We start from the raw sequence: 20,423 nt of genomic DNA on the forward strand, positions 1-20,423 counted from the left end.
GCCGTGCGCCGATCCGGTAAAGGTCACCTACATTTAGGGGATAGCGCACAGAGCGCTTCCACCCGGCCACACCGTCGGCTAAGGTGCGCGGCTTCCCAACCTGACATCGCTCGAAGGCCCGGCATGACCGAACAGAACAACGACCCGCTGCATGGCGTGACGCTGGAACAAATCCTCAACGCCCTGGTTGAACACTACGAATGGTCGGGGCTGGCCGAGCGCATCGATATCCGCTGCTTCAAGAGCGACCCGAGCATCAAGTCGAGCCTGACGTTCCTGCGTAAAACCCCGTGGGCCCGGGAGAAGGTCGAACGCTTGTACGTGAAGTTGATGCGCACCAAGCGTCCGGTCTGAACATGGTCAAGCTGTTGGCGCCTGGTGCTGTCGCAAGGCGTCGTTGTGTGGCGGTGGCGGCGGTGCTCGGGTGGGCCGGTTTGAGCATCCAGCTCTACCTGATTTTCTACTCGCGTTGGACCTTGGCGGCCAGTCTGCTGGGCGGGCTGTTGAGTTTTTTCAGCTATTTCACGGTGCTGACCAATACGCTGGTGGCGACCGTCCTGACCTGCGAATGGACGTCCCGCGAATCGGCGGCGCGCCGCTGGTTTTTGCAGCCGTGGGTGAGCAGTGGGGTGGCCGTCAGCATCGCCGTGGTCGGTCTGGCGTACAGCCTGCTGCTGCGCCATCTGTGGCATCCCGAAGGCTGGCAATTGCTGGCCGATGAGCTGATGCATGACGTCATGCCGTTGCTGTTTCTGGCGTATTGGGGGTTCTGTGTGCCCAAGGGCACGTTGCGGGTGCGGCATATCGGCCGGTGGGTGATTTACCCATTGGTGTATTTCGCCTATTTACTGCTGCGTGGGCATGAGTTGGCGGTCTATCCCTATCCATTCATTGATGTGGACAAGCTGGGTTATCCACAGGTGTTTTTGAATGCCGCAGGGTTGCTGGCGGGGTTTGTGCTGATCTCATTGCTGATGATCGGGCTGGATCGGTGGCTTGGACGTCGTGCAAGGGATCTGGATTTTTAGTGATTGAGCCATCGCCATCGCGAGCAAGCTCGCTCCCACATTGGATCGATTGTGAGCAAATGATCTGTGAACAACCGAGCCCTCTGTGGGAGCGAGCTTGCTCGCGATGGCGCCCTGGAGTCGATCACTCCTCGTCGCTGCCATCCGCACGCCAGTAGCCGACCGCCTTGACGAATTGCTCGTTCAGGCCGTGCTCATCGAGCAGCACCCGACGGATCTGCCGCGACACTTTGGTCTCGGTGGCCACCCACGCATACAGGCTGCCGCCGGGGATTTGCAGTTGCTTCACGGTGGTCAACAGGTTGTTCCGGCCGCCTTCGCGCAGGACCCAGATCACGTTGACCTGAGCCGGGCTGTCGAGTTTTTGCTGTTCGGCGCCGTTTTCCACTTCAATGACCACCAACGCACGCCGATTGGCCGCCAGGCCTTCGAGACGCCGGGCGATAGCGGGCAGGGCGGTTTCATCGCCGATCAACAGGTAGCTGTCGAACATGTCCGGCACGATCATCGAGCCGCGTGGCCCGCCGATGTGCAGGAACTGGCCGGGTTGCGCCTGCTCGGCCCAGGTCGAGGCAGGGCCGTCGCCGTGCAACACAAAGTCGATGTCCAGTTCCAGCGTGTCGAGGTCGTAACGACGTGGCGTGTAATCGCGCATTGCCGGCAGGGGGCCGTTGTCCTTGCCAGCACCGAGCACCAGGGTTTCCAGTGCCGCTTGTTCCGCTGCGTTTTGCGGAAACATCAGTTTGACGTGGTCGTCCGTGCCGAGGCTGACGAAGCCGGCCAACTCCGGCCCGCCCAACGTAATCCGGCGCATCCGCGGCGTCAGGTCAACCACCCGCAACACTTGCAGACGACGGCGTTTGATTTCATGCATGACACGGTGAATGGATTGCACGATCACTTCAGTCATTCGGCTTTCTCCTGAACGGGCTGAACGGCAGGGCCGTCGACGATGGCTTTGGCGGTGTTGTTGAGCAGGTCGCGCACCCGCAGGATTTCTTCCGGGCTCCAGCGGCCGTGGTGCATTTGCAAGGCGTGACGCAAGTTATGCACAGCCTCGTGGATTTCGGCGGGCCGATCCTGGCCACGCAATGAGCGCTTGCTGACCTCGATGCGCATCCGCACGCCGTCCAGCGCAATGGCCTGGTCGGTCAATGACTGACGACCGGCGTCGGTGATGCTGTAGCGCTTTTTGCCGCCCTCGGCATCGCCCAGGATCATTTCGCTTTCTTCAAGAAAGGTCAGGGTCGGGTAGATCACGCCGGGACTGGGGCTGTAGGCGCCGTCGAACATGCTTTCGATCTGGCGGATCAGGTCATAACCGTGGCAAGGCTGTTCGGCGATCAACGCCAGCAGCAGCAGTTTCAGGTCGCCGGGGGCAAATACGCGTGGGCCACGACCGCCGCGTTCGCGACCGGGGCCAGGACGTTTTTCGAAGCCGTCGCGGACGTCGCCGTGGTCTCGATGGGAATGATGGTCTCTCATTTTTGCGTCTTCTCTCGTCGTGTTTAGATACAACTTAAGATATATCTTATGGCTTGCGCAAGCGTTCTGGACTAACGGTCGCCCTTGAGCGGCGCTCAAAGACCATGGGCAATGGATGATGAGTCGATTGATTTTTTAGAGTAATTGAACTAATTGTAAGTGGGTCTGCTTATCATTAATTGCCTGGCAGTAGTTAAGTAGTACCGGTCTTACAGGGGCGGGGTTAGTTTATATCTGTGTGCTTTTTTAGTTAGAACTGTGTGTAGTATTTATCTGAGGGTAAAGCAGTACCGTTAGTGTTTTTTTGACTTTTTTCCTGCTACTTGAAAGTCGTTGTTACTACATGTTCTTAGGAAGTTACGTACTTACTTTCTCAACGGATTTGACGATCATTCTCCGGCGTCGAAAGTTAAGCGAAATCGCCATCTTCGTATTGAGTGGTATTCGCGTTTCAAGACTTTTCTCGGCCCAATCCTTTGAAATAGACAGGTACTTAATAATGTTCAAGAAGCTTGCAATCGCCGTTCCGATGACCCTCCTGGCACTGAGCTCTTCGATGGCGTTCGCTGCGGGAGAAGCGCGCTCGTCCATCAACATCAGCGCTTATATCCCTACCGATGCTTTCTATGCCCAACCGGTAAATCCTGACTTCGGTAAAGATGAAAAAATGGCCTGGAACGTGATAACCGAGAGCTTGGCCCCGCTGCGTGCGGCTTACGATATCCGCCACACTAACGGTTCGGTCCATGCGTATGTGGAAGGTGGTCCGCAACCCCTGTACAACGGCAACAGCACCATCGCGCTGACCTATGCCTTCAACGGCGTAACCTTGACCGGTATGCCTAAAGAAGTGGTCGGCGATACCGAATCCAACGGGGGCATGCGGGCTGATCTGTTGATTACCGCCGCCCTGCCGGGGAACAGTCAGACAGGTCTTTACACGGCCAATCCAGTCGTGATCTTCGATGCCGTTCCGCGCATCTAAGTCAGCCATGACTTAAGGCTCAGCCTTATTCGTTAGCACTTACCGGTCGATGGGTATCCACTGCCTGTCGATCGGGTTTCAACGCATTTATCTTCAGAGTATTTCGTTCATGTTCCCGATGACTCCCATCGCGACGGCGCTTGCCCTATGTTTTTGTGCAACCGCCCTGGCCGCGCCAGCGGACAACGGCCACACACCTCGAAGTTTGCTTGCGCAAGCCAAGGGGTTACCGAGCGACTTCGAAGAACACTTCTTTGATGTGCCGCTGGCGGTGCGCGTGGAACTTGATCAACAGTTTCTTGGTGAGGCGATGGTCGTGTTGACCCGCGATGATCGAATCACCTTAGTTGACTTCAATGATGTCAGCGACAGCACCATCAAACCCAGCGAACGCGAGATCTGGGCCAACTATCTGAAACAAGGCGTGGCGCTGGGCGCCTGCCAGGCCAATTGCCCCGAACAACTGTTGGCCGTGCACTACAGCCTCGAAAACTCGCTGGTGTCGATTCTCACGGAAAACGCCGAACGGGACGATCAGGTGCAGCAGTATTACAACCTGCCCGAAGGCGGCAGCACTGGCTTGATCGTGCGCAACCAATTGAACCTCAATGGTGGCCAGAACCAGGACCTCGGTGGTCGTTACGGTCTGGAAGCCAGCAGCAGCCTGGGCAACTGGACCCAAGCGGTCAATATGCAGCTGTCGCGCCTGGGCGGTGTCGACAACCAGACCAATCACGCCGTGCATGAGCTGTTTACCCAGCGTGAATTGCAGGGCAACTTTGTGCGCCTGGGCTACTTCACGCCCAACTCCGAAGGCCTGACCCGTCAGCCGCGTTCGTTTGGCGCGAGCCCCGATACCGCGTTGGGTGTCATGTATGGCAGCTCCGACAGCCTGGCGATCAACAATCCGAAACCGGCGGTTTATCCGATCTATGTCACGGCCAATCGACAGGGTTCTGTGGAGATTTACCGCGACGGGTTGCTGATCAACACTCAGGCCGTCCCGGCAGGGTTGCAGACCCTCGATACGCGCCCGCTGCCCGGCGGTATTTATGAAGTGGAAGTGCGCCTGATCGAAGACGGCCAGATCACTTCCAGCACCCTGGAGCTGGTCTACAAACCGAACAATTGGCGCAATCATGACGAGCGCTGGCGCTACAACCTGTTCGCCGGTCGCGAATCCAAATTGCTCAGCAACTGGGAACAGCAGGCCGATGGCGACATGACCGCCGGTGCCGCGCTCAACTTCCTGTGGCACCCGCGTGTGATCCTTGGTCTGACGGGGCGGCAGGTGCGCGACTCGCTGCAATACGGCACGTCGATTGACTGGGCAATCGTCAACAACGCCAGCCTTTTCGCCAACGTCTACAAAACCGAAGACTACGGCACCGGCCTCGATGTGCAGGGACTCTATTCCTATGGCAGCGGCAGCCTCGTCGCCAGCCATAACCGCAGCTGGCTCGACACGACTCGGCTGTACGACACCTTGCCGGACGGCACGCGGGTGCAGCAGCGCAACGTCTTCATCGGGCAAACCAGTAACTCGTCGTTATCGGTAAACCACCGGCTTACCAGCAAAAGTTCGGCTAACGTCCGGGTGTCCCACAGCGAAGGCAACACCAATGGCACGGGTGTGGATCTGGGATGGACCCAACGTTCTCGATTGTTCGGCAGCGATGCCAATTGGCGCCTGTCGCTGTTCGATCGTCCAGGCAGCGTGAGCTCGGGAGACGACCGTAATCGGGGCATCGACTTAAGTGTGAACATTGCGTTGGGCGGCCCCGGTGAGCAGATCTCCGGCAGCATCGGCACGCGCACCGCCCGTGACGGTGGCCGCGATAACAATGCCTCGCTCACCTACCGCAAAGACTTGCAGGATCATCTGCTGCAAAACGTCTCGGCCACGGTCATCAGCGACACCTACGGTATCGGTTTGAACGCGATGGGGTCGATGCAATCGGACCTGGCGAACGGTGACGGGTTTATCCAGCGCTCCTCGTTCAACAACGACCTCACCGGCGGTTTGAACCTGGACAGCACCGTGGCCGTCGGCGGTAAAAAAATGGTCGTGACCAGCCAATACCACCGCAATGGTGCCGGCATGATCATCGATGTCGAATCGGACATCGACGGCATTATCCTGCGCGCCGACGATTTGAGCGGTGGCAGTGCGGTGCTCAAACCCGGGCGCAATTTTGTGCCGATCACGGCTTACAAAAGCAGCTCGGTCAGTTTCGACTTCGAGGGCACGGACGTCCCCGCCGCGACCATTCAACCGGCCCGTTCCAGCTATCACCTGAACAAGGGCGGCGTGGGTTATCGGCAAATTCGCGTGATGCAAACCCTCACCGTGCTCGGTCGCTTGATCGACCCTCAGGGCAATCCGCTCAAGGGCCACCACATCATCAACCACGCCAGTCGCGGTGTGAGTGAGGTGGACGGGTTCTTCTCCATGGAAATGAACGCCGGCTCACCGACGCTGGAAGTGCGCCACGGCAATCAGTTGCTGTGTCAGTTCCGGCTGGACCCTAGCCAGGGGCGAACTGAAAACAATGTGTTGATGATTGGGGATTTGCGCTGCACGCCAGACACGTTGGCGGATGTGGGTGATGCCGCGCAGAGCGCCGGTTGATGAAGGCCGCTCAATGTCTGGAGTTCACAAAATGATGAGTTTATTGACTGTGCCATGGCGCACGGCAAGAACGTTTTTCATTGCGGCCTGCCTGGTTGTCACGCCGTCGCAAGTGGGAGCGGTGGTTAAACAGATCACTGCCACTTTCAGCCCGGATCCGAGCAATCCGCAGAAAAACGAATTCAGGAACACCACGCGCAATGAAGGATTTTGCCTCAGTCAATCAGCCACCTGTAAGGCTCACAATATTTTCAGTCTGCGCTCACATATCAGAGGTGTTGAATCTATCGGCCCCATCCAGCCCAACCACACAGATGTACGACAGGGAGCAATGATCAAGACACCTGCCGCGTGGCGTTCATTGATGGTCACCAACCGCGAAACGGGCGAAGCCACCACAGTGGAAGTTCGTATTGCCGGGATGGGCGCTATTTATCGGCTTAGCGACGATGTGAGGGAGATCACGGGGGAGCCGAATATGTACTTTTCCCATCGGGTGTTGTGGGCAACCGATCATTGGCAAAACGCGCCCACTCCCTGCGTAGCAATCGGCCCGATCAGCCATTCCGGTAACACGGGCTTCGGATTTTTCTGGCTGACTCCTACAGAGGCTGTGTGTGGCAAACAGGCCAAATTCCTCATTCCCGGGTTTGGTTATGAGTCTTTGGATTTCACCTACGAACTGCGCACGCCGGATCCGCTGAAGATGTCCTCGGGCGTCTACCAGGGCACGCAGGTCTACACCATCGGCCCCGGTGGCGACTTCGATCTTGGCGATGTCGTCGTGGCCTCGGACAACACGATTCAACTCGACTTCACCCTGACCGTCGAACACACCCTCAAAGTCGAGATACCCCCCGGTGGCAATCGGGTCGAGCTGTTGCCACAAGGCGGCTGGCAAGCCTGGTTGCAGCAGGGGCGCAGACCCACACGCCTGTCCCGCGACCAGACTTTCAATATCACGGCCAGTTCGCGCTTCAAGATGAATATGGAGTGTGAATACACCCAGGACGGCAAGACCTGCTCGTTACGCGAACCGGTGTCCGGTCACATCGTGCCCCTGAACGTCAGCGTCAGCCTGCCTCGGGGTTTGAATGACGCCAACGGCCTCGCTGTCGAACGGCGCCCCCTGTTGCGTGACGGCAGCGGCACCGGATTATTTCAACCGGCTTTTTATGTGGAGCGAAGACCGGGAACGCTGCACTTCGAGATTCCTCCCGACGAAGTCGCGCAAATGATAAGGCCCGAGCAACAACGCCAGTACTCCGGGAATGTGACGGTGATCTGGGATTCAGACATCTAGCGAGCCGCCCTTTGCAGCATTCAATTCAATGAGGTTCAGTACGATGAAACACCTGTTGGCACTGTTTGGTTTTTATCTTTTCGCGCAACTGGCGCACGCCGCGCCGAGCATCAATATCGGGACCGTTTACGACTACCTGGACGGCGACAAAAGTACCTACTTGAAGCGCGTATTCAATGGCGGCGACAGCACGGCCTTCGTCAAGGTCAACATCCTTGAAATCCTCTATGAAGCCGATGGCACCTCGCGCGAAGTGCCGCTCAAGACCCAGGCCGACGGCAATGCCCGGGATGGCTTGATGGCCAGTCCGGCGCGGCTGATCGTGCCGGCCAAAGGCATGCAGGGCACACGGTTGCTGTACATGGGGGAACGCGACCGGGAGCGCTACTTCCGGGTGCGTTTCATACCGGTGGTTCCAGAGAAGGAAGACGAGTTCGCCGTTTCCAGCGAAGAGCGCGAAGACTACAAAAAATCATTGTCCGCCGGGGTCACCGTGCTGGCAGGTTACGGTGCGGTGTTTTTCGTGCGGCCCAAGGACGCGCGTTTCGACAGCGCGATCGAGAACGAGTCGGGCAACTACCGGATCCGCAACAACGGCAACACGGTGGTGGTGATCGACGAGTTCAAGGATTGCTCGATCAAGAACGAGCAGGACTGCCAGCCAACGACCAAGCATCACATTCTGGCTGGTCGCACGTTTCAGTTCGAGAAGCAGGCCGGCCGCGAGTACCGCTTCACCTTGGTCGAAGGTGAGAGCAGCAAAAAAATAGACGTGAAGGGCTGACCCCGGGTGGTGACCATGTTCAAGAAACTGACTGTCATGCCCGTGCTGGCTGCCGCCTTGTTGGCAAGCTCGTGGGCCTACTCGGCCAGAGAAGCGCACACGTTCGACGTGTTCGTGACGATTCCGACCCTGGCGTTCTACGTGATCCCCTCTGACCCTGGCTGGATTCATCGTGAACAACGCCTGCCGTGGAACCTCTCGACGTCGACACTGGGCAGTCTGCGCAAGTACTTCGATGTGAAAAATGAGGCCGGCTCGATTGAAGCAAAGCTTGAGGGTCGGCCTTATCTGTCGAACGGCACTGATGCCCATGACATTGGCTTGCGAGTACTGTTCAACGGCGTTCTGTTGAGTGAGCTGGATAACCGCGAAGTGCTGCCGATGAGCGAAGCGGCGTTGGGTAAACGGTTGCTGCTGGAGGTCGTGCCATTTCCACCGGTCGACGGCGTTTACAAGCCTGGAAATTACTTTGGCAGCGTCAATCTGATTTTCAATGCGGTGTTGCCTGGAGCGTGATGCGCACCCATCGGATTTGCACAGAAGCACCCAAAAGGACTGTATGAACCATGGACAAAATCAGAATAACGAGCCAGTTGAGTGCGCTGGTATTGACGGGGGGATTTACTGCGTCGGCAGGCGCGGTGTCTGTGGATTTGACGGCCGTGTTTCGGCCTGACCCGGCAAAGCCCATGCACAACGAATTCAAGAATACGACCCCGCAAGGGGGGTATTGCAAGGATCATCCGGCGTATTGCGAAAATGGCGTTTTCAGCATCGCTTTACCGGTTCGCTTCAGGTCCATCGCGCCTATCCTGCCTGAGCATGCCGAGCGTCAAGGCCCGATGTTCCGGACACCGTCGTACTGGAAGGAAGTCACGGTCATCCATGATGGCAGCGGAAAGGCCGAGACGGTAAAGATGCGCGTCAATGGCATAGGGGCGGCTTACACCATCAAGGAACCGCTTCCTGTCGGCGTTTGGGACGCCTCTTGGGTCAATGCGCCTGCGCCGTGCAATTATGGCGGCGTAGGTTACGGGAGCGCGTATTACTACGCGTTTTTCTGGCGAGTGCCGGCCAACGCGGGGAGCTGTGCGAAACGGGCTTACCAACCGATTCCCGAGACGCTTGGATTTGCCTATCAGGATGTCAGTTTTTCATATGAGCTGGTCACACCTGATCCGCTGAAGATGTCGACAGGCACTTACCGGGGCGTCATGAACTACACCGTAGGGCCGCAGCAGGATTTTGATATGGGTGATGTCATGTTGCCCGATGACGATTTGATCAACCTCAACTTCAGCCTGACGGTTGAACACACTTTGAAAGTGGATATACCTCCTGGCGGTGATCGTGTGGAGCTGGTCCCGGAAGGTGGCTGGCAGTCCTGGCTGGCTCAGGGGCGTAAACCGACACGACTGTTTCGTGATCAGACGTTCAATATCTCTTCGTCGAGCCGTTTCAAGATGCATCTGGAGTGTGACATTCCGGGATTGTTCGATTGCATGATTCGCGACCCCGTTTCGCAACGCGCCGCGGTGGTGCAACTCAGTGTCAGCTTGCCGAACGGCTTGACGGATACCAGCGGGCAACCGGTCAAGCGTCGTCCGTTGCATATCGGGCAGGTGAATGCACAAGAATTCAAACCCGGTTTTTACCTGGATCGTGCGCCGGGCATTCTGCATTTCGAGATTGCACCTTATTACGTGAACTACATGTTGAAGCCGGGCGAGGCCTCCAAATATTCCGGAAACTTCACCGTGGTTTGGGATTCGGATATCGGATAAGCGCAGCATGCCCTGAAGGCGTTTGTTTGCCTTCAGGGCACTGGCGGTTAGCCGGCGTTGAGCAGCGCCTGTCGGGTCAACCGCCTGCTCAGCTGTTTCTCCTCGTAGCCGATGTCGTTCAGCAATCCGCCGTAGACCTCGTCAGTCATTTCTTCATCGGTGAGCACGCGGTTTTCCTGAACGTTCAGTTGGTTGGCAAGGTCCAGCAGTCGCTTCTTGATCGCTTGTCTTTGCGCAATCACCTGTCCTTTGGAATTCGCCCAGGAACGCTGGGCCTCGCGCAATTCATCCAATTGATCGGTTCTGATTTCATACGTTCGGGCATTGCGCCTGAACTCCCTGGGATACGTGTCATGCAGGTGTTTTTCCCAGAACGACTGCTCGATCATGTGGTTGATCAAACCGTCGCCGCCCTCCATCGACATCACGGTATCGAAGGCCCTATCGAGCATTTTGGCACTCACGCCGGCAATGGGTCGATAGAGCATGCTCTGCGATTGCCAGGGTAAACCGAGACGCTGGGCAAGGCCGGTCTCGTAAGCGAGAAACACTTGGACTTCATCAGGATGACCTTTTCGGCTGGAGAAATCCGCCCGGGCGATGTCATCCACCCGTTCAAGACGCGCGGCGCCTTTGGCCAGGGCCACCAGCTTGCCTTCCAGGATCGCGGTCGATGTCGACTGGGCATAGGCCTCGCTGACCAGGACTTTGATGCCCATGTTGTTGAATACCTGGGCTCCGGCGTCACCGCAGGTGGTTGGGGCGGTGGCCATATCGAACAGCTCCCGGCGCAATGCCTTGTCCAGGTCAATGGCTTCGATCATTCGCCATACACGGTCACTCAGTTGTTTGCGCCGCTCGCCACCGGCGCGGTAGTCGGCCGATTCGGTCTGCTTCTGGATCAAGCTGAAGAACCCTTGGGAGTCTGGCTCGGTCATCAGGTCATGCCAGGCTTCCACCCTGAAGATTCCCAGGCCTGCAGAGTTGTGGCTCCACCATTGGGAATCGTCGGACATAGGCCACTGATCGATCGCACGATCGGCGATAGCCGAGTACAGATTATCCGGGCTGATGCCGACTGACATCCGGTAGTCCGTATAGACAATCTGGTTGGTATCCGAAAGATCGGTCGGAAACAGTCGCGTGCGTGCCACGAGGCGCGCGGCGTCCGAGCCGGGAACAACCACAGGGATGTCGCGCAACGGATTTTGCATCAGGTCCAGATAAAACCCGCGCGGGCGATGCCTTGCGAACAGGCCTTCAGGCCAAGCGGTTGCGCCGGTGTTGCTCAAACTCAGAATCTTCAGTTTCGGCATGCGTTCGACGTTCGGCAGCAGACCCAACGGTGGGTTGTCATCGAGCCTGAGCGTTTCCATGTGCGTCAAATGGCGTAATTGCTCGACGGCTGACCGGCTCAACCGGATCCGGTTGTTCATCAAACGCAGCGTGCGAAGGAAATGCATTTTGCCGATCGTTACCGGCAGCTTTTCCAATCCGCAGCCTCGGGCACTCAGTTGCCGAAGATTAGGAAAATCCTTCAACAGCCCTGTGTCGCTGGTGGAAAAGCCGGTTCGGTCCAGATTCAGCGTACTGACCTGGTCGAGGTAATACTTGAGATCAGGCAGTTCGCGCCACCACAGTTCAAGATCAAGGGTGTTGAACTCCGTTGACAGGTCCAGCACATACCCGCCTTCGAGTGTTGCGCTGCGTTCGCCAAAAGCCATCGATTTTCTTTGAAAACAGGCGATGAGCCGCTCGTAAATGTGCAGCCCGCCACCGTTCATGAACCCGCTATGATTCGGGCCCCAGGCTTCTGGTTGGCGATACCGCCATTTGTTGAGTATGACTTGAAGATCGTACAGTTCGCGGTCAAGCCTATCGAGGGTCTTGCGCGCCTGAGGTTCTTCGCCCAGCGAGCTGACAAAGGTGCTGATCTCGCGCTCGTTCAAGTGCGGGTAAATGCCTTGCACCCGTTCCGCCAGGGTGGCCCTTTGTATGGAAAAGCCCGGGCCACGCAACAGCAACAAAGTGTCCGGTTCGCCGACCGGGCGAATCGGCGGCTCTGCCAGCGCGATCCGGCGCTCGGCGGGGGCTTGGGTTTTGACCAGTACCCATTGTCTGAACGAGGCCCCTTGGCCGGGTCGATACCCGAGTTGCAGGCGTTTGTCGTCCGGCAGGGCGTTGAGTACCGATTCGTAAAAGTCGTCGGCGTCTTGCAATTTTTGGTTGTCGGCGTCCCACACTTCGTAGCGTGCCCCGGCGTCCTTGATCAATACCCGGATGACCGACGCGTCTTCTGCCCCCACGCTGCATCGTAGCGGCCCGATGTCGGTGCCCTGGCGTACGTCGATACGCAAATCGCCCAATGCATCGGTGTGAATCCTGAGCGCATTCAGCACCAGTCGCTCGGTTCCGGGCCCCCAACGCGCATCGTCGGTGAAGCCTTCATAGGCGTGGTTGGCCCGCGCTTCAAACGCCGCTTCACGCGCCTGGTTTTTCAGGTCCAGTGGCAGGCGTTTGTCCCACGTCATGCGTTTGAGCTCGGCGCCGCTGGCATTGTTGAGCAGTACCGTTGCCGCTCGGCTCGGCAGCTCTGGAGCCACCTCGCGCAGCTGTTGGACCTGCGGGTTGGCGCTCGCTTGTGACGCTTGATAGCGCTGATTGAAGATATCGGGTCGCAGGCGGTCTGCCTCGTCAGCCAGTTGATTGCGCAGCGCCTGGAGCTGTTCCTCCCTGGCGACGCCCGGGCCGAGCAGCGCTTGAAGTTCTTCTTCGCTCAGGAACTCGACGAGTTGCTGTGGCAGGTCACCCTGCATGAGGCGCGACAGACTGATGGCGAGTGTCTGTTCGTCGCTTGCCAAGGCATTACCGTAGGTACGAAAGCGGCCCCTCAGTTCGGCGTTTTCGTAGACCCTCAGAGCCTTGTCCGAGGGCCAGCCCTCGAGGTAAGTCGCCAGCGGTTCGAACCAGTAAGAAGCGGGATCGATTGGCCGTCCGTAGCGAATGTCATCAATTGCCTGCTCGGTTTGCTGCTGGATGTCTGCGCGATCAAGGCCGTCGGTGAGCAACGGCGGCGGTGCGCTGTTTTCGACGTACATTTGGCGTAATGCCGCCGCCTCGGTGCCGCTGGCAATGCGAATCTGCTCCAGTTGTGCATCGTTGAATCCGTCGACGCGGTAACCAAGACGTCGCATCAGCGTCGGATGGTCCCAGTCTCGCGGGTTTTCCGCTTCATGTGTCCAGGCACCCAAACCGTTGTGTTTCAGCTCGGGTAAATAGGCCTCGCCGCGATGGGGATGTTTGACACGGTAGGTGCCCGTTTTCGGGTCTTTTTGCACGGCGTAAAGTGTGTTGTCCAGCGGCAGAATCTTTTGGCTTGCGTGGGTATGCAGGCCCAATGTGTCAGGCACGGAGTCGGCCGGTAACTCGACGTTCGGCTGCTCGTAGGGCTTGAGGTCGGGATGCCACAGGCGTTGCTGGCCACTGGGCAGTTCCACCTGTTTCATACCTTCGATCAGCGGTGAGAGTTTGAGGCGGGCGATCTGTCCGATCTGCGCTCCGGCGGCGAAGGCGACCAATTGAACGACATCCGTCACAACCCCGACAATATGTTCGGTGGCCTCAATCCACAGGCCCAGTGTCAGGTCCACGACGGCTTCGATGACGTCGGTGGTGATCTGGTAGGCGGTGTACGCCATCATCAATTCACCCAGTCCCGGGACGAACGGGGTGAGAACCAGCAGCGCGACGTTGAAGAGGTCCGAGACGACTTTCTTGAAGTTTTCCCACCAGGCCCATCGTGCATTGCGATCGGTGTCGGCGGTGGACACGGCAATATTCCGCGCATCATTGAAGATCTTGTTCAGCTTCTGCTCATAGAGGTACTCCCACACGTCACCGCTGATCGGTTCGGCGCTGAACAGCAGATTGGGGCTGCTGACCGGCTCTTCACGCCAGCTTGGACGTGGGTCCAGCGGTTCTTTGGGATGCCATTTGATCTCGAACAGACGTTGCTGCAATCCGCCGAAAAAATGCCCGCGCGCGGATTGGTCGACAAACCGGCTGAAGTACTGGCGATAAGTCATGGCGGTCGACGAGATGACCTTGTTGTCACGCAGCTGGCGAGTCAGCTCATTCATGAACGCGACGGTTGACGGATATTCTTTGAGGGGATGCTCGGGGTCTTGCGGGACATAGGCAAAAATCGGCACGACGTCGCGGGTTCGTTCCAGGTCCGGGGTGATCAACACGATCCCGGCCAGCAGGCTGTCCTGCATGAACAGTTGAGTGAATTGCATCACCCGGCCCTTGCGGGTGAGGTTGCGCTGACCCTCGAGCATTTTCAGGATCAGGTCGCAAGCGTTGGCGTCTATGTCATGGGTCATCACGGCCTGTTGCGCAGCCGCCTTGAACGCAGCTTTCTCGTGCTCGACCACGTTACGTTTCAAAAAAATCCGCGCCAGCCCGTCACTGGGCAGCAGCTGTTCATTGAGGTACCGGGAGTAGCGCGCGCCGATGTCCAGTTCGCGACATAACGCCTGGAACTGTGCGATGGACATTTTCTGTTTGATGGGCTGAATGTCGAAGTGCCCGCGCGCATCGGGCTGGCTGATGAAGTCCGAGTCGGGTTCGCAGGTTTCGCTCAGCGCAAAGTTGTGCAGCGCCGCGTCCAGCAGTGAAACCGTGCGGGTCACCACACCGCCGGAGAGGTCAACCACATACCAAGGGCGCTCTTTGGGCAAGTAGAGGTGTAAATACGTCGTCTTGACGTCCACGTTGACGTCGTACTGTTTACTTAATGCGTCGGTGAGTAACGGTTCGGCGAACTTATAGATGTTTTGTAACTTATCGATAAAACGATCCACCCTGTTTTGAGTGGACCAGAGTTTGAGATTGGCTTCTTGTAACCGGTCATGATCAAAGTCGCTGGCGCTCTTTATCCATTGCCCGTTTGCCTTCTGAGTGAGGCTCAGCTCCCGGGCCCTTTGCAATGAAGCGCTGGTGAAGGTGGGGTGGATCCGGTTCTTTATAAAGGGGTAATGGCGGCCTTTGGTATCGTCGGCCCCCTGCAAGGGGCCGTTGAATATACTTCCTTGTATTTCAGGCATCTTTTTAAACCTTGAGCGTTGAAGAGAGGCATCAGCCTAACGCCCGAGGCTCAAAGTAAAAGTCTGAATTCCTGCTGTTGAATACAGCTGGATACGTGTCGACGCATTGAGATTATCAATGCCGAAAATAATTAATTACCGCCCCTATTAACGTCGGGCAACTTCAACAGGCAGGCATCCTGTGTGACTCCCTGGCTGCAGGTACGGTGTCAGGATCGGCGCCATGCCCTTGAGCACTTGCACCGGCAACGCCGAGGTGAATTTAAACGCTTCGGCGGAGCGCCCGGGAACAAAGGCTGTCAGGGTGCCGAAATGGTTGTCGCCGATGTAGAACACGAAGGTCGCTGTGCGGTTGATCGACTTCGAACTGAGAATCCGTCCGCCCGAACCAATGGCCTCGATGCGGTTGTCGCCGGTCCCGGTCTTGCCGCCCATGGCCAGTGGTTTGCCATCGGGGCTCACGAAACTGCCGGAAACACGTTTGGCTGTACCGGCATCCACCACCTGCGACAAGGCTTCACGCATCGCCGCCGCCACTTCGGAAGGCATCACCCGTTTGCCGACATCCGGGTCGTTGATCAGCTTGGTTTCATACGGTGTGTTGGCGGCGAAGTGCAGGGTGTCGATACGTAGGGTCGGCATGCGCACGCCATCGTTGAGGATGGTGCCGATCAGCTCGCCCAGCGCTGCGGGACGGTCGCCGGAGCTGCCGATGGCGGTGGCCAGCGATGGCACCAGGTGATCGAACGGATAGCCGACTTTCTGCCAGCGTTGATGAATATCGAGAAACGCCTCGATCTCCAGCATGGTGCGAATGCGGCTGTCGCGGGCGCCTTTGTGACGGCTCTTGAACAGCCAGCTATACACTTCCTGGCGTTCGAACTGGCTGGCTTTGACGATCTGGCTCCACTTGGCATCCGGGTTGTTCAACAGATAGCCCATCAGCCACAGGTCCAGCGGGTGAACCTTGGCGATAAAGCCCTGGTCCGGCAGGTCATAGGCGCCGGGGCTGTAATTTTCGTAGAGGCGTTGCAGGCGCTCGTCGGTGAGTTTTTCAGTGAGCTTGGCGCCTTTGAGGTGCGAGCGCACGAAGGTGTTGAAGCTTTCCTGACTGGCCTGCGGCAGCAGATAACGGTGCACCGCCGCCATGCGAATCGGGGTCGGGCGCATGCTGTCGAGGAAGGTGTCGAGTCGTGCCTGGGTGTCCTTGTTTTTGTACTTCTTCCAGAACTTCAGCAGGAACGATGTGCCTTCGCGGTCGGCGAAATCGGCGAGGTATTCCTGACGCCGAGGGTCGCGGTCGTCTCCGAGCAATTCGGCGCTGTTGTTGGGACCCGAGTAGGTGGCGTAGCGCACCAGGTCACGCATCAACCGAATGAACGGCAGGTTGATCGATTCGCGCAGGGCATCGCGCAGGCTCGGCATGCGGCCGTTGTCTTCCTTGCGGAAGTTATGGAACACGTGCAGCCCGCCACCGGTGAAAAACGCTTCGCCGGGGTTGGCCGAGTATTTGCGATCCAGCGCGGCGCCAAGCATCGCCGGCAGGTTGCGGTCCTTGTTCTGGATCAGGTAATCGACGGCCCAGCGGCTCAGGCGATCCTGTCCCGGGACGTTGACTTTCTTCAATTCCGGAACCGTCATGCCGGCGTATTTGTCGTGCAGCTCGGCCATGATTTGCAGGTAGGTGGTGAGCACGCGCATTTTCGCGGTGGAGCCCAGCTCCAGCTTGCTGCCTTCGTTGATATCGAACGGCTGATCGGTGCTGTCGGTCTGCACCCGCACCCGGGCACCGTCCGGGGTCAATTCGAACAGCGTGAAGCTGTAGCGCACCTGGGTGGTGCTGGTGGGGGTGAGCAAGCGTTCACCCATCAAGCCGATCTGCGTTGCAAACGCCGGGTCTGCCAAATGCTTGAGGTATTCGGTGGCCTTCGATTGCAGGTCGCCCTGCAGGGTGCTGGTGGCGGACAAGTCGAGGCGGTCGAGGTCGTACAGCGGACGGTTGAGCAAGCCGCCCAGGCGGCTGCGTGCCACGCTGATGCCTTTGTTGGTTTCGATGGGCTGGATGGTGGGCTGGGTTTGCCAGTCGCGATACGTCACTTTACTGGCCAGTGCGGCGGCGGCGAACTGTGCATCGATCACGCCGTTTTGTGCCAGCAGACGGATATGGCTGTCAGTGAGGTCAGCCAGTTCATCACGACCCTTGGTCAGGTAATGGGAAGGGCGGCGCTGGGCGATCATCAACGACAGCATCTCGCGCAGTGCCAGGCCTTTTTCGGCCATGGTCTTGGGATCCGTGGCGTTGCTGTTGAGTCGTTCGTTGGCCGCGTTGAAATCGGCGCCGTACCAGACGCGCAAACCTTCGGCCATGCCGTGCACTTCACCGTGGCCCGGTACCGCCGACAGCGGCACGCTGTTGAGGTAGTCGCGCACCACATTTTGCCGGACTTGCAGGGTTTCGGGGCCGGATTGATAAGCCCGCACGGTGGCGGAAATCATCTGCCGGATCTTTTCCGCGCCCGATACGGTCAGGCCATCGGGCGAGTGCCGGTATTTCTCAAGCTGCGTCGCCAGCGTACTGCCGCCCGCCGACTGCCCTGGCAGGTGGATCAGCTTGGCGATCTGAGACCAGATCGCCATGCCGAATCGCGGCCAGTCCACCGCCGGGTTGGCCATTGGCTGGCGAGGGTCGAGCAAAAAGCGGTTTTCAATAAACAACAGACTGTTGACCACCACGGGCGGGATGGCCTCAAAGCTTGAATACAGCTGTTGTGGGTATTTGTACTGGTAAAGCGGTTCCGCCCGGCAATCGGTAATCGACAGGCCTGCCTGTATTTTCTCCGCGTAGGGGACGAAAAGCCCCCTGTCGGTGTAGTCCATCAGTTTTTGCGAAAAGCGGGTCTGTGACGCCACGACGTAGTTGCGTTTGATCAAGCGTGGCAGGAACTCACCCAGAGAGCTGTAGCCCAGACGCAGGTCGAATGGACCCGCGCCGGGATAGCGAATGGCATTGCTGGGACCGGGTTGCAAATCGTAGCTCAGGGACGCGGCAAACTTGCTGACCTCCCGGGATTGAAAACTGGACGTGCGCATTTCCTTGGCGGCGGCGAGGCCCAGCACCAACAGGATAATCAACAGCAGCAACCAGAACGCACCCCAGCCGTGTTTGATGCGACTGCGAGGCGGTTTTTCAGGTATAGGCGCTTCATCCACACGCTCAGTCGGGACCACAGTTTTACTCGTATCGGTTTGCCACAAAGCGCCCATAGTCGATTGATCCATTCACGCAGATTGATCGGACTTGTCTGAAGCTTAGACGGTGGTTGGCGATGGTGAAAAAATTGTGGACCGTGATGGCGTGAATTTTTCTGGATCCACAGCCATTCGTGTAGCTGACGGTGGCAGTTACAGGACGATAACGGGGTAATGGGTGAAGAGGCTTGTTGTAGAGCCTTCGCAGCGTAAATTCCCTCTGCGCATGGGCATGACGATGCACCATTGTTGTGCAATACTCGACGCCGTTTCAGCCCCGAGCAAACGCGGAAAAACCAGGTAATGCCCCTCCGTATACCGCGCTTTTCCCGAGAGTTCTGGCTGAATGTTGTGGTTTATAGAGTGAAAACTCCTGCCTTAAGCTTTTTATACTGCACGCCCCGCTGATCCTGGAGGCTTTGTCCTACAGGACGGTTCTGCCCACGAAGCAGGCCCGGTTTTTCACAAGCACTGGCTTACCGGTCAGCGCTTGGACACTCGGTGGTCATATCCAATAACAAGACGAGGTTGTACCCCATGCCAGTTGGCAATCATCTGCCCCACGGCGAGACCGCTCAGGGCGGCCCGCTTAAACGCGAACTCGGCGAACGGCATATTCGCTTGATGGCACTGGGTGCCTGTATCGGCGTCGGCCTGTTCCTCGGTTCGGCCAAGGCCATCGAAATGGCCGGCCCGGCCATCATGCTGTCCTACATCATCGGCGGTCTGGCGATCCTGGTGATCATGCGCGCCCTGGGCGAAATGGCTGTGCACAATCCGGTGGCGGGCTCCTTCAGCCGTTACGCTCAAGACTACCTTGGGCCGTTGGCCGGCTTTCTGACGGGCTGGAATTACTGGTTCCTGTGGCTGGTGACGTGCGTCGCGGAAATCACCGCGGTGGCGGTGTACATGGGCGTCTGGTTTCCTGATGTGCCGCGCTGGATCTGGGCGCTGTCGGCGTTGGTCAGCATGGGCACCATCAACCTGATCGCGGTCAAGGCCTTCGGTGAGTTCGAGTTCTGGTTCGCCTTGATCAAGATCGTCACCATCATCGCGATGGTGATCGGCGGCATCGGCGTGATTGCTTTTGGCTTCGGTAACGATGGCGTGGCCTTGGGGATTTCCAATCTCTGGGCCCATGGCGGCTTCATGCCTAACGGCGTGCAAGGCGTGTTGATGTCCTTGCAAATGGTGATGTTCGCCTACCTCGGGGTCGAGATGATCGGCCTGACTGCCGGTGAAGCGAAGAACCCGCAGAAGACTATTCCCAACGCAATCGGCTCGGTGTTCTGGCGGATTCTGCTGTTCTACGTCGGCGCGTTGTTCGTGATTCTGTCGATCTATCCGTGGAACGAAATCGGCACCCAGGGCAGTCCGTTCGTGATGACCTTCGAGCGTCTGGGCATCAAGACGGCCGCCGGTATCATCAACTTCGTGGTGATCACTGCGGCGCTGTCGTCCTGCAACGGTGGCATCTTCAGCACCGGGCGCATGCTCTACAGTCTGGCGCAGAACGGCCAGGCCCCGGCCGGTTTCGCCAAGACCTCGAGCAACGGCGTGCCGCGTCGCGCACTGCTGCTGTCGATGGGTGCGTTGTTGCTGGGTGTGCTGCTCAACTATCTGGTGCCTGAGAAGGTGTTTGTCTGGGTGACCGCGATTGCCACCTTCGGTGCGATCTGGACCTGGGTGATGATTTTGCTGGCCCAGTTGAAGTTCCGCAAAGGCCTGAGCGCCAGTGAGCGTGCGGGTTTGAAATACCGTATGTGGTTGTACCCGGTCAGTTCGTACCTGGCGCTGGCATTTTTGGTGTTGGTGGTGGGGTTGATGGCGTACTTCCCGGATACCCGTGTGGCGTTGTATGTCGGGCCGGCGTTTCTGGTTTTGCTGACGGTGTTGTTCTATGTGTTCAAGTTGCAGCCGACGAATGTGTCTCAAGGGGCGGTGCGTTCGGCTTCTTAATTTGTGGTGCTTGCTTGGTGGTCGGGCGGGTGGGGGGCATATCCATTACTTGGGTAACGGCGGCTATTGGTTCCGCCCTGACGGCGGGTTACTTGGAAAAGCGCCA

The 20,423-nt window shown here is 58.0% G+C and carries 13 protein-coding genes; 9 read left to right on the forward strand and 4 right to left on the reverse strand.

The window, feature by feature from the left end:
• Nucleotides 1-123 precede the first annotated feature (123 nt).
• Both QRN31_RS12370 and QRN31_RS12375 read left to right on the forward strand, forming a co-directional pair.
• Nucleotides 124-354 carry a VF530 family protein gene (locus tag QRN31_RS12370; RefSeq protein ID WP_259156632.1) on the forward strand — a complete coding sequence of 77 codons (231 nt, stop codon included), beginning with the start codon at nt 124-126 and terminating at the stop codon, nt 352-354.
• 2 nt (nt 355-356) lie between these two features.
• On the forward strand, nt 357-1,028 hold the full coding sequence (locus QRN31_RS12375; RefSeq protein ID WP_285432277.1) for a Pr6Pr family membrane protein: 672 nt from the start codon (nt 357-359) through the stop codon (nt 1,026-1,028).
• A 124-nt stretch (nt 1,029-1,152) separates the two neighbouring features.
• On the opposite strand, the gene QRN31_RS12380 is transcribed toward QRN31_RS12375, so the two are convergent.
• Together QRN31_RS12380 and QRN31_RS12385 are read right to left on the reverse strand one after the other, a co-directional pair.
• Nucleotides 1,153-1,938: a siderophore-interacting protein gene (locus tag QRN31_RS12380; protein WP_285432279.1), complete on the reverse strand. Its 786-nt coding sequence runs from the start codon at nt 1,936-1,938 to the stop codon at nt 1,153-1,155.
• Nucleotides 1,935-2,513 carry a PadR family transcriptional regulator gene (locus QRN31_RS12385; protein WP_259156627.1) on the reverse strand — a complete coding sequence of 193 codons (579 nt, stop codon included), beginning with the start codon at nt 2,511-2,513 and terminating at the stop codon, nt 1,935-1,937. The genes QRN31_RS12380 and QRN31_RS12385 overlap by 4 nt, the downstream gene beginning before the upstream one ends.
• A gap of 499 nt (nt 2,514-3,012) precedes the next feature.
• Here QRN31_RS12385 and QRN31_RS12390 point away from each other — a divergent pair, with 499 nt between their 5' ends.
• From QRN31_RS12390 to QRN31_RS12415, 6 genes are all read left to right on the forward strand, one after another.
• On the forward strand, nt 3,013-3,498 hold the full coding sequence (locus tag QRN31_RS12390) for a CS1 type fimbrial major subunit (protein ID WP_285432281.1): 486 nt from the start codon (nt 3,013-3,015) through the stop codon (nt 3,496-3,498).
• 109 nt (nt 3,499-3,607) lie between these two features.
• Complete coding sequence (locus QRN31_RS12395; RefSeq protein ID WP_285432283.1) at nt 3,608-6,130, forward strand: TcfC E-set like domain-containing protein; 2,523 nt, start codon at nt 3,608-3,610, stop codon at nt 6,128-6,130.
• Between the two features lie 31 nt (nt 6,131-6,161).
• Nucleotides 6,162-7,433: a hypothetical protein gene (locus QRN31_RS12400; protein ID WP_350310383.1), complete on the forward strand. Its 1,272-nt coding sequence runs from the start codon at nt 6,162-6,164 to the stop codon at nt 7,431-7,433.
• A 43-nt stretch (nt 7,434-7,476) separates the two neighbouring features.
• Nucleotides 7,477-8,217, forward strand: coding sequence for a molecular chaperone (locus QRN31_RS12405; RefSeq protein WP_285432285.1), 741 nt, complete (start codon nt 7,477-7,479; stop codon nt 8,215-8,217).
• Nucleotides 8,218-8,232: 15 nt separating this feature from the next.
• Nucleotides 8,233-8,733 (forward strand): CS1 type fimbrial major subunit, encoded by a 501-nt coding sequence (locus QRN31_RS12410; RefSeq protein ID WP_285432287.1) that lies wholly within the window; start codon nt 8,233-8,235, stop codon nt 8,731-8,733.
• A gap of 50 nt (nt 8,734-8,783) precedes the next feature.
• Nucleotides 8,784-10,001 carry a hypothetical protein gene (locus QRN31_RS12415; protein ID WP_285432290.1) on the forward strand — a complete coding sequence of 406 codons (1,218 nt, stop codon included), beginning with the start codon at nt 8,784-8,786 and terminating at the stop codon, nt 9,999-10,001.
• A gap of 47 nt (nt 10,002-10,048) precedes the next feature.
• Here QRN31_RS12415 and QRN31_RS12420 read toward each other — a convergent pair whose 3' ends face one another.
• Both QRN31_RS12420 and QRN31_RS12425 read right to left on the reverse strand, forming a co-directional pair.
• Entirely contained in the window at nt 10,049-14,866 is a 4,818-nt protein-coding gene (locus QRN31_RS12420; RefSeq protein WP_350310384.1) for an NEL-type E3 ubiquitin ligase domain-containing protein, read from the reverse strand.
• A 390-nt stretch (nt 14,867-15,256) separates the two neighbouring features.
• Nucleotides 15,257-18,373, reverse strand: a complete 3,117-nt coding sequence (locus tag QRN31_RS12425) for a transglycosylase domain-containing protein (protein ID WP_285432293.1) — start codon at nt 18,371-18,373, stop codon at nt 15,257-15,259.
• Nucleotides 18,374-18,895: 522 nt separating this feature from the next.
• Between QRN31_RS12425 and QRN31_RS12430 the strand changes: the two genes are divergently transcribed.
• Nucleotides 18,896-20,317, forward strand: a complete 1,422-nt coding sequence (locus tag QRN31_RS12430; RefSeq protein ID WP_285432295.1) for an amino acid permease — start codon at nt 18,896-18,898, stop codon at nt 20,315-20,317.
• Nucleotides 20,318-20,423: the final 106 nt, after the last annotated feature.

This window comes from Pseudomonas sp. fls2-241-R2A-110, from assembly GCF_030209165.1.
Lineage (GTDB): Bacteria > Pseudomonadota > Gammaproteobacteria > Pseudomonadales > Pseudomonadaceae > Aquipseudomonas.

Coding starts and splice junctions, on each gene's coding strand:
- QRN31_RS12385 (WP_259156627.1), bottom strand. CDS start 2,513: ATGAGAGACCATCATTCCCATCGAGACCACGGCGACGTCCGCGACGGC.
- QRN31_RS12400 (WP_350310383.1), top strand. CDS start 6,162: ATGATGAGTTTATTGACTGTGCCATGGCGCACGGCAAGAACGTTTTTC.
- QRN31_RS12390 (WP_285432281.1), top strand. CDS start 3,013: ATGTTCAAGAAGCTTGCAATCGCCGTTCCGATGACCCTCCTGGCACTG.
- QRN31_RS12425 (WP_285432293.1), bottom strand. CDS start 18,373: ATGGGCGCTTTGTGGCAAACCGATACGAGTAAAACTGTGGTCCCGACT.
- QRN31_RS12375 (WP_285432277.1), top strand. CDS start 357: ATGGTCAAGCTGTTGGCGCCTGGTGCTGTCGCAAGGCGTCGTTGTGTG.
- QRN31_RS12380 (WP_285432279.1), bottom strand. CDS start 1,938: ATGACTGAAGTGATCGTGCAATCCATTCACCGTGTCATGCATGAAATC.
- QRN31_RS12415 (WP_285432290.1), top strand. CDS start 8,784: ATGGACAAAATCAGAATAACGAGCCAGTTGAGTGCGCTGGTATTGACG.
- QRN31_RS12405 (WP_285432285.1), top strand. CDS start 7,477: ATGAAACACCTGTTGGCACTGTTTGGTTTTTATCTTTTCGCGCAACTG.
- QRN31_RS12370 (WP_259156632.1), top strand. CDS start 124: ATGACCGAACAGAACAACGACCCGCTGCATGGCGTGACGCTGGAACAA.
- QRN31_RS12395 (WP_285432283.1), top strand. CDS start 3,608: ATGTTCCCGATGACTCCCATCGCGACGGCGCTTGCCCTATGTTTTTGT.
- QRN31_RS12430 (WP_285432295.1), top strand. CDS start 18,896: ATGCCAGTTGGCAATCATCTGCCCCACGGCGAGACCGCTCAGGGCGGC.
- QRN31_RS12410 (WP_285432287.1), top strand. CDS start 8,233: ATGTTCAAGAAACTGACTGTCATGCCCGTGCTGGCTGCCGCCTTGTTG.